This window comes from Amycolatopsis sp. NPDC051106, assembly GCF_040682775.1.
Taxonomy (GTDB): domain Bacteria; phylum Actinomycetota; class Actinomycetes; order Mycobacteriales; family Pseudonocardiaceae; genus Amycolatopsis.
This window is the reverse complement of sequence record NZ_JBFBBQ010000042.1, coordinates 1-12,445: the sequence shown is the minus strand read 5'-3', so window position 1 is coordinate 12,445 and position 12,445 is coordinate 1. Positions and strand designations below refer to the sequence as shown.

Here is a 12,445-nt window from a genome sequence, read left to right as displayed (position 1 = left end):
ATTGTTCAGGCATGGTGGCTACAGCGTTGAACTTAGTTAAGGAGGCTCTGGTGCGTGCTTCGGTCGTCACACTCCCGGTACGTCACCACATCGTTCGCACGCTGGCTGCCGGGTGGCACCACGGCCACGGGCAGATGACCTATCCGCTGGTGCCGGGCATCGACGCGTCCGCTCGCACCGGCGACGGGCGCCTGGTCTACACCGGATACGCGCGTCCACCCTCGAGGACGATCGCCGTGCAGGGGGCGTTGGCGCTCGGGGCGGAGCGGGTCATCGCCGCCGGGCGCGATCCGAAGGCGCTGGAGTGGCTGCGCGGCGCGGGAGCGACGACCGTGTCGCTGGCCCACGACGGACCCGACGGCCTGGAGAAGGCCCTGGACCTGCTGCGCGACAGGCGGATCCGGATGACCGGCAGCGGCATCGGCTCGCGGTGCACCGAGGAGATGCTCGCCGAGGCGCCCGAGGTCATGGCCCGCTTCGCCGACGGGTCCCGGCAGCTGCCCTACACCGCGTTCCCGCTGAGCCGGGTCGGTGAGGCGTGGGCCTACACCGGCCGCGGCCGCGCCGTCGTCGTGCCGGGTTGAGCCGTCCCCCAGATCAGAACCAACGGAGAGAGGAAAGCCATGCAGAAGAGGGCACTAGTGGTGGGGCTCGGGATCGCGGGGATGTCCGCGGCGATCGGGCTGCGCCAGGCCGGTTGGACACCGGTGATCGTCGAACGGGCGCCGGAGCGGCGTACCGGGGGTTACTTCATCTTCATGTTCCCGGAGGGTGTGCAGGCCGCGGCCGACCTGGGGATCGCCGACCACCTGCACACCCGCAACCCGGAATGGCGACCGGGCGGGAACTCGTGGTCGGTGGATCGCCGGGGCAGGCGCCGGCCGGCCCTGGGATTGCTGGACGCGCCCAGCGGGCTGGCAGCGGTGCTGCGCGGCGACATCGAGGCCGCGTTGTGGCAGGGCATCACCGGCGACGGGACCGAGGACGCGGTCGAGGTGCGGTTCGCGACGACTCCGGTCGAGATCGCCGAGGGCGCCGGCGGGGTGCGGGTCCTGCTCGAGGACGCCGGCACCGGGAAGCAGTACCGCGAGGACTTCGATCTCGTGGTCGGCGCGGACGGGATGCGCTCGAGCGTGCGCCGGATGGTGTTCGGTCCGGACGAGGACTACCTGGCGAACTGGAAGGCGATGATCTGCGCGTTCCAGATGAAGGAGCAAGTGCCCACCTACGAGGCGGGCGACAGCATCATCGTCTCGCGCCCCAAGCGTGCGATGTGGGTGTTCGGGCTCGCCGACCACGCGCCCTGCGCGTGGCTGACCTACCGCACCGAGGACATCCCGGACCGGTTCGCCGGACCGTCGATCGAGCAGGTGCGCGCGGCCTTCTCCGGGATGGAAGACGAACCCGTGGTGCGCCACGTCCTGGACTCCCTGGAGCAGGCCCCGGACCACGTGTTCGACTCGATCCACCAGGTGAAGATGCCCCGGTGGAGCACGGGGCGGATCGTGCTGGTGGGCGACGCGGCCTGGTGCATGAACACCTACTCGGCCATGGGCTCCTCGTCCTCGCTGCGCGGCGGCGCCGCACTGGGCGTGGCCCTGCGGGAGCACCCCGGCGACCTCGCCGCCGCGCTGGAAGCTTGGGAGACCGGCCTGCGTCCCTACATCACCAGCCAGCGGCGCTCCGCACGGATAAAGCAACAGCGGTTCGTCCCGTCCAGCCGCCCGGTCCAGGTGGTGGTTTCGGGCGTTCTCGAGCTGATCCGCAAGGTCGTCCACCGCCGGCTGGCAGCGGAGTACACCACGGCAGCGGCCGCTGTTCCGTCCGGCGTGGCGCGGTGACGGCCATGCGGAAGAGGGCGTTGGTGGTGGGGCTCGGGATCGCGGGGATGTCCGCGGCGATCGGGCTGCGCCAGGCCGGTTGGACTCCGGTGATCATCGAACGGGCACCCGAGCGGCGTACCGGGGGTTACTTCGTCGGGCTGTTCCCTGAGGGCCGGCAAGCCGCGGCCGACCTGGGCATCGCCGACCACCTGCACACCCGCAACCCGGACCGGGCGGCCGGCGCGAATTCGTGGTCGGTGGATCGCCGGGGCAGGCGCCGGCCGGCGCTGGGATTCCTGGACCAGCCCGGGGAGCCGGCAGCGGTGCTGCGCGGGGACGTCGAGGCCGCGCTGTGGCAGAGCATCACCGGCGTCGAGGTGCGGTTCGGGACCACTCCGGTCGCGATCACCGAGGGTCCCGCCGAGGTGCAGGTGCTGCTCGAGAAGGCCGGCACCGGTGCGCAGTACCGCGAGAGCTTCGACCTGGTCGTCGGCGCGGACGGGATGCGCTCGAGCGTGCGCCGGATGGTGTTCGGTCCGGACGAGGACTACCTGACCACGTGGAACGCGATGATCTGCGCGTTCCAGCTGAAGGAGCAGGTGCCCTCGTACGAGGCGAGCGACAGCATCATCATCGCGCGCGCGAAGCGGGCGGTGTGGGTGTTCGGGCTCGCCGACCACGCGCCCACCGCGCTGCTGACGTACCGGACGACGGACATCCAGGAGCAGTTCAGCGGGTCGCGGGTCCAGCGGCTGCGCTCGGTCTTCTCCGGAATGGACGACCCCGTGGTGCGCCACGTCCTGGACTCCCTGGAGGAGGCCCCTGATCGCCTGTTCGACTCGGTGCACCAGGTGCGGATGCCGCGGTGGAGCACGGGACGGGTCGTGCTGGTGGGGGACGCGGCGTGGTGCATGAACCTCTACTCGGGCATGGGTGCCACGTCCTCGCTGCGCGGCGGCGCCGCACTGGGCGCGGCCCTGCGGGAGCACCCCGGCGACCTCGCCGCCGCCCTGGACGCCTGGGAGACCGGCCTGCGTCCGTTCATCACCAAGCACCAGCGCACCGCCCGGCTCAAGCAGCAGATGTTCGTCCCGTCCAGCCGCCGGGCCGAGGCGCTGCGGTCGGTCCTCCTCGGTCTGGTCCGCAGGATCCGCGGCCGTCGGCCGGCGACGGAGGCGGGCGGTCCGCAAGCCCGGGCACTGTCCGGCGCGTCGCGGTGAGCCGCAAGGCACGCACCAACTGCCGGGCCGATCCGATCGACGTTCGAAATTTCGACTAGTTTTCGAACATACCTCAGGATCAGGCGCATGGATCCGAGATGTCGTGGATTCTGACGGCATGAGTCGAACAGATCTCGTATCCACGCTCGACCGGGCGGGGGTCGAGCACGAGGAACTGCACGTGGTCCGCGGGGCCCGCAGCGGCATCCCGATCGTCGTGGCGGTGCACTCCACCGCACGCGGCCCGGCGATCGGGGGCTGCCGGATCAAGCCGTACCGATCCGTCGGCGACGGCGTGGCCGACGCCTTGCGGCTCTCCCGCGCGATGACGCTCAAATGCGGGCTCGCCGAGCTGCCGCACGGCGGTGGCAAGACCGTCGTGGTCCTCGGTGACGCACCGCTGACGCCGCCGGTGCGCGAGAACCTCGTGCTCGACATCGCCGAGACGATCGGCAGGCTGGGCGGGCGCTACCGCACCGGACCCGACATCGGGACCACCCCGCAGGACATGGCGGTGATCCACCGCCTCACCCCGGGATGGGCGTTCTGCCGGCCCGAAGCGCTCGGCGGCAGCGGCAACTCGAGCGCGGCCACCGCCCGCGGGGTCCGCGCCGCCCTCGACGCCGCGGTCGCCCAGCTCCGTGGCACCCGGGCCGTGACCGGCCTGCGGATCGGCGTCATCGGCTACGGCAGCGTCGGCCGTCTCCTGGGCCGGTCGCTGGCCGCCGACGGCGCCGACGTGGTCGTCGCCGACCGGGACGACCGCCTCCGCGCGCAGGTCGAAACCGACGGTCTCACCTGGACCGCGTCGGACCTGCTGCGCCACGACCTCGACATCCTCGTGCCCGCCGCCACCGGCGGGCTGCTCAGCCCCGAGACCGTCGCCGGCTGCACGATCCCGCTGATCGTCGGCCCGGCCAACAACCAGCTCACCGGCGACGAGGTCGCCACCCTCCTGCACGAGCGCGGCATCACGTGGATCCCGGACACGGTCGCGAGCGCCGGCGGCATCATCCACGCCGTCTGCCGCGAAGAGCTGGCCTGCGACGAACCGGAAACCGACGCCCGCATCGACGCCATCGGCGCCAAGGTCGACCGGATCCTGGCCCACGCCCGGACCCACGGGACCACCCCGCTGCGGGCCGCACACGCACTCGCCACCCACCACCAGCCGGCAACGGCCTGAAACCGCGGAGCACCACGCACCATGACCAGCGCGCCCGGCACCCCCCAGCCGCCGTCCGAACCGCCGCTCAAAGTCGTGCTCGTCGTGCGGGACGGGCTGCCCACCAACCAGGCGGTCAACGCCGCGACCGTCCTCGGGGCCAGCATCGGCACCCGGCTGGGGCTCCCGCTGGGCCCCGAGGCGGTCGACGCCACCGGCACCCGTTACCACGGCATCGTCACCACTCCGGTCCCGATCCTGACCACCGGCGCCGCCGAGCTGACCCGCCTCCACCGGCTCGCCGGCGAGCGGGAACAGCTGACTGTGCTGTGCCTGACCGAAACGGCCCGCCGCGCCCGCACCTACGAGGCGTACCTGGCCGACCTCGCCGCCACCGCCGAGTCCGACGCCGACCTCGTCGGCATGATCGTCGCGGGCCCGCGCAACCAGGTCACCAAACTGACCAAGCGCCTTCCCTTGCTGGCCTGAGCCCTTGCTGGCCTGAGGCAACGGGCACCCAGCTCCGTGGTCAGTTCGCGCGCCACTCGTTCGCGTGCTCCGCAACGAATCGCGCGAAGGTGCGGGGCGGCCGGCCGGTCAGGTCGAGCACCGTCGTGCTGACGCGGTCTTCCCGCCCGCGCCGGATCCCGTCCTCGACGGTCGCGAGGGCGGCGGCGAACCCGGCGGGCAGGCCGGCGGCCCGGTAAGCCGCGGCCTGCTCGCCCGGCTCGATCCGCCGCACCCGGATCCGGCGGCCCGTGTGGACGGTGATGGCTTCCGCGGTGTCGCCGTAGCTCAGGCTTTCGGGCCCGGTGAGCAGGAAATCGCCGTCCGCGGCGCGAACTTCGGGATCCTCCAGCAAAGCCGCCGCGGCAGCCGCGATGTCCCGGACGTCGATCCACCCCACCTTGCCGTCGCCGGCCGCGGTGCGGATCTCGCCGAGCCGGTGGATGCGGTCGCCCAGCGGGTGCGGGCGCAAGAAGTTCTGCATGAACCCCGAGGCGCGCAGCACCACCCAGCCCGGCTCGGCCCGCACCTGCGCCGCCAGCTCCAGCGCGCTGGGCGCGTTCGGCAGGACGATGGCGGAACCGAGCAGCACGACCCGGCGCACGCCGGACCGCCGGGCCCGGCGCAGGAAAGGCCCCACCAGGGGCAAGGGGTCGACGCTTTCCACCGGGGGAACCAGGAAGACCCGATCCATGCCGCGCAGCGCGGCTTCGTGTGTACTCGGGTCGCCCCAATCGAATCGGATCGCGTCGGGATCGGCGGTGGCGGGGTGCCGGCTCGCGATCCGCACCGGTATTCCCGCACTGCGAAGCTGTTCGACCAGTGCCGCGCCGGTCTTCCCGGTGCCGCCGGTCACGAGCACCCCGGTCACGAAACGTCGTCCCTCTCGGGCGAAGCGATCAGCTCGGGCAGCCGCCCGGCCGCGCGAGCCGTCGCCAGCGGGCTCCAATAGTCGCGGTACACCGTGATCCGGTCCTCGCGCACGGTCAGCACGACGACGTAGTCCAGCCGGTAGCGCTCGCCGGTGCGCACCGTCCGGCCCTCGGCCGTCCACTCGATCACCGCGGTGTCCGCGTCCTCGGTCGGACGCACGGTCAGCGCGGCGATTTCCCGCATATCCAGCAGTTCCGGGTAGCCGGCCAGGTAACCGCGGACTTCTTCGCGCCCCGTCAGGCGCCGCGGCGCATCGCCGGCGGCGAAGGGGAATTCCGCGGTGCCCTCCGCCGCCCAAAGATCCGCGACAGCGTCCATGTCCTTCTCCAGCATGAAGTCGAGCAGCCGCCGAAAGACTTTCTCCGGTGCACTGGGCACGTCATCCTCCTCGGACTCGGAAATTTGCTTGCCGGACCAGCGTGCCCAGCCGGCCGGCACCCGGGGAACCCACGCTTCAGCCCCGGACTGTCAGTGGGAGGTTGAGCCGGCTGCCGCATGGGATGATGGCGGTGTGTCCGGACAAGAGCTCGCCGACTTCCTCCGCCGCCGCCGGGAAAACCTGCGCCCCGAGGCCGCCGGGCGGGCGCACGGACCGGGGAACCGCGCCCGGCGGACCCCCGGTCTGCGCCGCGAAGAGGTGGCGGCCCGGGCTCAGGTGTCGGTCAGCTACTACGAACGGCTGGAGCAGGCACGCGCCTCCCGCCCGTCTCCGCAGGTGCTCGACGCGCTGGCGACCGCCCTCCAGCTCACCGGAGCGGAACGCGAGCACCTGGCCGGGCTGGCCGGCCAGATCCTGCCCGGTGCGCACCGCGAGCCCGAGCGAATCCCCGATGAAGCGCGGGCGCTCCTCGACCGGCTCGGCACCATTCCGGCCTACGTCGTGAACAGCAGGCAGGACATCGTCGCCTGGAACCGCGCGGCGACGGCCTTGATCACGGACTTCGGAATGGTGCCGCCCGGCGAACGCAACGCCGTCCGGCTCGCCCTGCGGCTGGCCGGCACCCTGTGCGCCGCCGCACCGGAGGCGGAAGCGACTTTCGCGCGGCAATCCGCCTCGCACTTGCGCACGGCCGTCCTGAAGCACCCCGCCGACCGTGCGCTGGCCGAGCTGGTCAACGAGTTCGCCGCCCACGACGCCGATTTCGCCGCCGGCTGGCGTGACCACGACGTGCGCCCCCTCCCCGCCGTCCGCAAGCGGGTGAACCACCCGGCTCTGGGAGAACTGGAGCTGGATCGGACCACCCTGCTGTTCCCGGGCGCGGGACACACCTTGGTGATGTACACAGCCGAGCCGGGCAGCTCGAGCGCCGCCGCCCTCGAGCGTCTCTGACGGCTTCGCCGTACCTCAGGTACGCGACTCCGGCCGGCCGAGCGCGGCGTAGGTGAGGTCGGTCAGGTCCCGTGCTTTCGGGCGGCCGGTGCTGCCCTCGAGGTTCGGAACCTTGAGCGAGGACGCGATCCTCGCCTCCAGAGCACGCGTGACCATGACGTGCGCCCCATCCCCCGTCCGCAAGCGGATGCACCGCCCGGCACATCAGCTGACGAAAGAGCGAAAAGCCCGCCAGCGGACCTCAGGTACGCGACTCCGGCCGGCCGAGCGCGGCGTAGGTGAGGTCGGTCAGGTAGTCGTTCAGGGCGAGCGCCGCGGCGACCGCGGCCGGTTCGTCGCCGTGGGCGATCGCTCGCAGCAGGTCGCCGTGCAGCCGGGCCGCGGTTCGCAGGTCCTCGGCCACGTCGGGCAGGTGAGCGAACCAGAAGCGTCGTGACAGCGACTGCAAGGGCGCCATCGCCAGTTCCAGGTACTCGTTCTGCGTGGCTTCGACGATCAAGGAGTGCGAGCGTTTGAGCAACGTGGCGAACTGCCGGACATCGGTGCCTTCGAACGCGTCCAGCTCGGCGACGAGTGCGAGCATCCGCTCCTTCTGCCGGGTTTGCGCGCGGTAGGTCGCGAACCGCGCCGCCATCTCTTCCAGGCCACGGCGCAGTTCGAGGAGCCGGAAGTGCGCTTCGACGGACACCGCCGCGACGAACACCCCGCGATGCGGGTGGATCTCGACCATGCGCTCCCGGGCGAGCCGCTGCAGCGCTTCTCGCACGGGCGTGCGGCCGAAGCCGGTGCGCGCCATCAACCCGGCCTCGGAGACGGCCTCACCCGGTGCGAGTTCCTGGAAGGTGATCATGTCCTCCAGCAGGGTGTAGACCTGCTCGGCCTTGTTGACCTGTTCTGTCACTCCCCCATCATCGCTCATCCGGCAGCGGGGCTGGACAACGCCCGCCGTGGCCATGTACAACCAATATATGAGTGATATGTCAGTCGGGTTCCCGCACTGGCGGCTGGACGCCGCGGCAGCGGAGGCGACCGGCCTCCCCGTGTTCGCCGACGTCGACGTGGTGGTCGTGGGTGGCGGGGCCGCGGGAGTCGCCGCCGCGACCGTGTGCGCCGAAGGCGGGCTGTCCGTGGTGATCGTCGAGCGCTACGGCTTCTTCGGCGGCGCCGCGGTGGCCGGGATGTCCGGGACGATCTGCGGTCTCTACCTGGCCGCGGAATCGGGCGGGCCGCGGCAGGTGGTGCACGGGTTCACCGAGCGCTTCCGGGAAGCGCTCGGCGCGCGCGGCGGCGTCACCGGCCCCCAGCGGTACGGGAAGACTTGGACGGTCGCGCACGATCCGCTGGTCTGGCGCGAGGTCGCCGACGACTTCCTCGAACGCGCGGGGGTCCGGATCCTGCTGCACACCGCGGTCACGGGCGTCCTCGTCGAGCACGGGCGGCACGCGGGCGTCGTGGTCGAATCGAACGCCGGCCGATCGGTGATCCGGGCCGCGCGCACCATCGACGCGTCGGGAGACGCCGCGGTCGTCGCGCGTGCCGGGCACGCGACGCGGTTCGGGGACGGTGGCCGGATCCAGAACCCCACCATGTTCTTCCGGCTCGGCAACGTCGACCTGGCGGCGTTTCGCGAAGCGTACGGGGAAGACACGATCTGCCCGCCGTGGGTCAGCTCCGCCATCGAGTCAGCCCGCGCGGACGGGCTCGACCTCCCCCGGTCCCACGTGTGGCTGTTCCGGACGACCCGGCCCGGTGAGCTGCTCGTCAACGCGACCCGGCTGGTCGGGCGCGACGGGCGGATGCTGAACGTGATCGACCCCGAAGACTTCACCGAAGCCGAGATCGACGGCCGGCGCCAGGTCCGGGACTACGCCCGGTTCCTGCGGCAGCGGGTGCCGGGCTGCGCCGATTCGTTCGTCGTCGACACCGGTGTCGAAGCGGGCGTTCGCCAGACCCGCAGCATCGAAGCGGTCGAGGAGCTCACCAACGCCGACGTCCTCGCCTGCCGCAAACGAGCAGACGGGGTGGTCCGGTCACCCTGGCCCATCGAACTGCACTCCGGCGATCGGCCGAAGCTGCGCTGGCTGCTCGATGACTTCTACGAGGTCCCCTACCTCTCCCTGGTGCCGCGAACCGGCGAAAACATCATCGTGGCCGGCCGCTGCCTCGGAGCACAGCACGAGGCCCTCGCCTCGGCCCGGGTCACCGCCCAGTGCTTCGAGTACGGCCACGCGGCCGCCACGGCGACTTTGCTGTCGCTGCGCGACGACCTGCCGTACCGGTCGGTGCCCGGCGCCGACGTTCGCGCGGCGATGCACGCCGCCGGCAGCAGTCTCTGACCCGATCTCCGCGAAAGGACCACTCCCGTGACCGGCCTGCCCGACTACGACCCCGTGCGCCAGGGCGCACTGCGCAGCGAGTTCACCCCCGGCAGCACCCGCTGGGCCGTCCGCCGCGCCCAATGGACGGCGCTGGGTCTCGCCCCGGAAGACCAGGGACGCCCCAAGATCGCGATCGTCAACACCTCGTCGAAGCTCGGCATCTGCTTCTCCCACCTCGACGGCATTGCCGAACTCGTGGCCGAAGCGGTGTGGGAAGCGGGCGGGCTGCCGTTCGAAATCCGCACCACCGCGCCGCTGGACTTCGTGACCAGTGCCGGCCGGAAGGCCCGCTACCTGATGCCCACCCGCGACCTCATCGTCAACGACGTCGAGGCCGCGGTGGAGGGCGCCGTCCTGGACGGCATGGTGTGCCTTTCGTCGTGCGACAAGACCACCCCCGCGCACCTGATGGCCTCGGCCCGGCTGGACCTGCCCTCGATCATCGTGCCCGGCGGCTTCCAGGGGGGTGGCCGCTACGGTGGCTGCTCGGTCGACATCGACACCGTCTACGAATCGGTCGGTGCCGTGCAAGCAGGGACCATGACGGTCGGCGAACTCGGCGAGCTGGCCGATTCCGCGATCCAGGGTCCCGGAGTCTGCGCCGGGCTCGCGACCGCCAACACCATGCACGTCCTGGCCGAGGCGATGGGCATGACCCTGCCCGGCGCGGCGCCGATCCGCGCGAACTCCGACCGGATGCGCGCGCTGGCGGCCGACGCCGGCCGCCGGATCGTCGAAATGGTCGCCGAGGGGCTGACCGCGCGGAAGATCATCACCGGAAAGGCCATCGAGAACGGTGTCCGGGTCGCGATGGCGCTCGGCGGCTCGGTCAACTGCGCGCGCCACCTGGCGGCCGTGGCCAGCGAAGCGGACCTGGACCTCGACGTCGTCGCCCTGTTCGAGCGGCTCGGCGAGGACACGGCGCAGCTGGCCGCCATCCGCCCGAACGGAACCCACCAGGTGTGGGACCTCGAACGTGTGGGCGGAGTCCGGGCGGTGTTGCGGACGCTGCTGCCCCGGCTGCACGGTGACGCGCTGACCGTCACCGGGCGAACCGTGGCCGAGCTTTCCGGCGACGCCCCGGAAGCGGACGGAACCGTCCTGCGCCGGCTCGACGACCCGGTGCGCCCGGAACCGGGTTTGCTGATCCTGCGTGGCTCACTGGCCCCCGACGGGTCGGTGGTCAAGGTCGCGGGCGCCGGCGCCGCCCGGCGCCGGTTCACCGGCCCCGCCGAGGTGTTCGCGGGCGAGGACGACGCGATCGCCGCGCTGGGCACCGGGAACATCGCCGAAGGAAGCGTGATCGTGCTGCGCGGGATGGGACCGCGCGGCGGCCCCGGCACGGTTTTCGCGGCGAGCTTCGTCGCGGCCCTCAACGGCGCCGGGCTGGGCGGCAAGGTCGCGGTGGTGACCGACGGCGAGCTCTCCGGCCTGAACCACGGACTGGTCCTCGGCCAGGTCATGCCGGAAGCCGCTGACGGCGGCCCGCTCGCGGGCGTGCGATCCGGCGACACGATCACCATCGACCTCGACGAGCGGACCGTCGACACCGTCCCGCTCCGGCACGGGGAACCGGTCACCTCCGGCCGCCCCGCCGAAGAACGGGGCTGGCTCGGGCAGTACGCCGCGCTCGTCGGCCCGGTCCAGCAGGGAGCCGTCCTCCGCCGTCCCCAACCCGCCACACCGTCGTCCGGCCACTGACGCGCCCTCCCCCGGATCGAAGGAGAACACCGTGTCCGCAGAACCCGCCGGCAGCGCGCCGGGACAGTCACGGAAAGCGTCGCTCGCGGCGCTGGTCGGCACCGTGCTGGTCGTGGTACGACTTCATCGTCTACGGCACCGCCGCGGCCATCGTGCTGAACACGCAGTTCTTCCCGTCGCACGACCCGCTGCTCGGCACCCTGGCGGCGTTCGCCACCTACGCCGTCGGCTTCCTCGCCCGGCCCGTGGGCGGCCTCGTGCTCGGCCGGCTCGGGGATCGCGTCGGGCGACGGCGGATGCTCGTGCTGACCCTCGTCCTCATGGGCGCGTCCACCACCGCCATCGGCCTGCTCCCCACCTACGCACAGGTCGGGGCCCTGGCCCCGATCCTGCTGGTCCTGCTTCGGCTCGTCCAGGGTTTCGGCGCCGGCGGCGAGTACGCCGGCGCCGTGGTGCTTTCGGTGGAGCACGCCCGCCCGGACCGTCGCGGGTTCGCCGGCTCGGCCGCTCCGCTCGGCTACGCCGTCGCGACCCTGCTCGGCAACGGCGTGTTCTCCCTGTTCCTGTTGCTGCCCGAGGATCAGTTCGCGTCCTGGGGCTGGCGGCTGCCCTTCCTGCTCGGCGCGCTGTGCCTGCTCGTCGGCTACCTCATCCGGCGCACCGTCGAGGAGCCGCCGGTCTTCCAGGGCACCAGGACCGGCCCGTCGGCCGGGCGGCCGGGCGGGATCTTCGCCGCGCTCCGCCGGCACCCGCGCAGCTTCTTCATCGTCGTCGGCACCCGCATGGGCGAGAACGGTTTTGCTTACCTGCTCCCGGTCTTCGGGGTCGCCTACGTGGCCACGACGCTGGGCCTCGGCCGATCGCTCGGGCTGGGGGCGGTCATGATCGCCTCCGCGGTCCAGGCGGTGCTGATCCCGCTCTGCGGGCTGCTCTCCGACCACGTCGGGCGCAAACCCGTCTACCTGGCCGGCATCCTCGGCTCCGTGTGCTGGATGGTCCCCTTCTTCCTGCTCAGCGACACCCGCTCGGCGGGCTGGGTGATCCTGGCCTTCGTGATCGGGCTCGGCGTGTTCTACCCGGCGATGCTCGCGCCGCAGGCCGCTTGGTACGCCGAACTGTTCGACACCGAGTTCCGCATGTCGGGGTTCGCGTTCTCCCGCGAGGTCGGCTCGGTCCTGGCCGGCGGCTTGGCCCCGTTCATCGCCACCGCGCTCTACGCATGGGCCGGGCACTGGTGGCCCATCCTCGTGTACATGGCGGCGATGGCGGCGCTGACCGTCGTGGCGCTGGCGCTGGGCCCGGAGACGGCCCGGAACCGGATCGGACGCGAGCAGAGGGCGCCCAGCCCGGCGTCGTGAGTGTTCAGCCGGGTTGGAACCCGGCTGAAC

13 protein-coding genes are annotated in these 12,445 nt (G+C 72.0%); 9 read left to right on the top strand and 4 right to left on the bottom strand.

Annotated features, from left to right (window positions below):
- The first annotated feature begins 50 nt into the window (after nt 1-50).
- From AB0M83_RS27915 to AB0M83_RS27895, 5 genes are all read left to right on the top strand, one after another.
- Complete coding sequence (locus tag AB0M83_RS27915) at nt 51-584, top strand: hypothetical protein (protein ID WP_364521344.1); 534 nt, start codon at nt 51-53, stop codon at nt 582-584.
- A 39-nt stretch (nt 585-623) separates the two neighbouring features.
- Nucleotides 624-1,841 (top strand): FAD-dependent monooxygenase, encoded by a 1,218-nt coding sequence (locus AB0M83_RS27910; protein WP_364521343.1) that lies wholly within the window; start codon nt 624-626, stop codon nt 1,839-1,841.
- Nucleotides 1,842-1,846: 5 nt separating this feature from the next.
- The gene (locus AB0M83_RS27905; protein ID WP_364521342.1) at nt 1,847-3,043 is read left to right on the top strand and encodes an FAD-dependent monooxygenase; all 1,197 of its coding nucleotides are present in this window, start codon (nt 1,847-1,849) and stop codon (nt 3,041-3,043) included.
- Between the two features lie 118 nt (nt 3,044-3,161).
- Nucleotides 3,162-4,229 carry a Glu/Leu/Phe/Val dehydrogenase dimerization domain-containing protein gene (locus AB0M83_RS27900; RefSeq protein ID WP_364521341.1) on the top strand — a complete coding sequence of 356 codons (1,068 nt, stop codon included), beginning with the start codon at nt 3,162-3,164 and terminating at the stop codon, nt 4,227-4,229.
- A 21-nt stretch (nt 4,230-4,250) separates the two neighbouring features.
- Nucleotides 4,251-4,697 (top strand): DUF2000 domain-containing protein, encoded by a 447-nt coding sequence (locus tag AB0M83_RS27895; RefSeq protein WP_364521340.1) that lies wholly within the window; start codon nt 4,251-4,253, stop codon nt 4,695-4,697.
- Between the two features lie 40 nt (nt 4,698-4,737).
- Here the strand turns inward: AB0M83_RS27895 and AB0M83_RS27890 are convergent, their stop codons facing one another.
- Both AB0M83_RS27890 and AB0M83_RS27885 read right to left on the bottom strand, forming a co-directional pair.
- Nucleotides 4,738-5,586 (bottom strand): NAD(P)H-binding protein, encoded by an 849-nt coding sequence (locus AB0M83_RS27890; protein WP_364521339.1) that lies wholly within the window; start codon nt 5,584-5,586, stop codon nt 4,738-4,740.
- Complete coding sequence (locus AB0M83_RS27885; protein WP_364521338.1) at nt 5,583-6,026, bottom strand: nuclear transport factor 2 family protein; 444 nt, start codon at nt 6,024-6,026, stop codon at nt 5,583-5,585. The genes AB0M83_RS27890 and AB0M83_RS27885 overlap by 4 nt, the downstream gene beginning before the upstream one ends.
- A 133-nt stretch (nt 6,027-6,159) precedes the next feature.
- On the opposite strand from AB0M83_RS27885, the gene AB0M83_RS27880 reads away from it, so the two are divergent.
- Nucleotides 6,160-6,978, top strand: a complete 819-nt coding sequence (locus AB0M83_RS27880; RefSeq protein WP_364521337.1) for a helix-turn-helix transcriptional regulator — start codon at nt 6,160-6,162, stop codon at nt 6,976-6,978.
- 15 nt (nt 6,979-6,993) lie between these two features.
- Here the strand turns inward: AB0M83_RS27880 and AB0M83_RS27875 are convergent, their stop codons facing one another.
- Both AB0M83_RS27875 and AB0M83_RS27870 read right to left on the bottom strand, forming a co-directional pair.
- Nucleotides 6,994-7,134: a hypothetical protein gene (locus AB0M83_RS27875; protein WP_364521336.1), complete on the bottom strand. Its 141-nt coding sequence runs from the start codon at nt 7,132-7,134 to the stop codon at nt 6,994-6,996.
- 85 nt (nt 7,135-7,219) lie between these two features.
- Entirely contained in the window at nt 7,220-7,879 is a 660-nt protein-coding gene (locus tag AB0M83_RS27870) for a GntR family transcriptional regulator (protein WP_364521335.1), read from the bottom strand.
- A gap of 67 nt (nt 7,880-7,946) precedes the next feature.
- Here AB0M83_RS27870 and AB0M83_RS27865 point away from each other — a divergent pair, with 67 nt between their 5' ends.
- The 3 genes from AB0M83_RS27865 (at nt 7,947) to AB0M83_RS27855 (ending at nt 12,415) form a co-directional block, all read left to right on the top strand.
- A complete protein-coding gene (locus AB0M83_RS27865; RefSeq protein ID WP_364521334.1) occupies nt 7,947-9,314 on the top strand; it encodes an FAD-dependent oxidoreductase in 1,368 nt (455 codons plus the stop codon).
- 27 nt (nt 9,315-9,341) lie between these two features.
- Nucleotides 9,342-11,057 (top strand): dihydroxy-acid dehydratase, encoded by a 1,716-nt coding sequence (gene ilvD / locus AB0M83_RS27860; RefSeq protein WP_364521333.1) that lies wholly within the window; start codon nt 9,342-9,344, stop codon nt 11,055-11,057.
- A gap of 152 nt (nt 11,058-11,209) precedes the next feature.
- Nucleotides 11,210-12,415 (top strand): MFS transporter, encoded by a 1,206-nt coding sequence (locus tag AB0M83_RS27855; RefSeq protein ID WP_364521332.1) that lies wholly within the window; start codon nt 11,210-11,212, stop codon nt 12,413-12,415.
- The last annotated feature ends 30 nt before the right edge of the window (nt 12,416-12,445 follow it).

Bases quoted from the DNA above. Each gene is read 5' to 3' on its own strand.
- AB0M83_RS27900 (WP_364521341.1), top strand. From the start codon at position 3,162: ATGAGTCGAACAGATCTCGTATCCACGCTCGACCGGGCGGGGGTCGAG.
- AB0M83_RS27910 (WP_364521343.1), top strand. From the start codon at position 624: ATGCAGAAGAGGGCACTAGTGGTGGGGCTCGGGATCGCGGGGATGTCC.
- AB0M83_RS27865 (WP_364521334.1), top strand. From the start codon at position 7,947: ATGAGTGATATGTCAGTCGGGTTCCCGCACTGGCGGCTGGACGCCGCG.
- AB0M83_RS27905 (WP_364521342.1), top strand. From the start codon at position 1,847: ATGCGGAAGAGGGCGTTGGTGGTGGGGCTCGGGATCGCGGGGATGTCC.
- AB0M83_RS27895 (WP_364521340.1), top strand. From the start codon at position 4,251: ATGACCAGCGCGCCCGGCACCCCCCAGCCGCCGTCCGAACCGCCGCTC.
- AB0M83_RS27875 (WP_364521336.1), bottom strand. From the start codon at position 7,134: ATGGTCACGCGTGCTCTGGAGGCGAGGATCGCGTCCTCGCTCAAGGTT.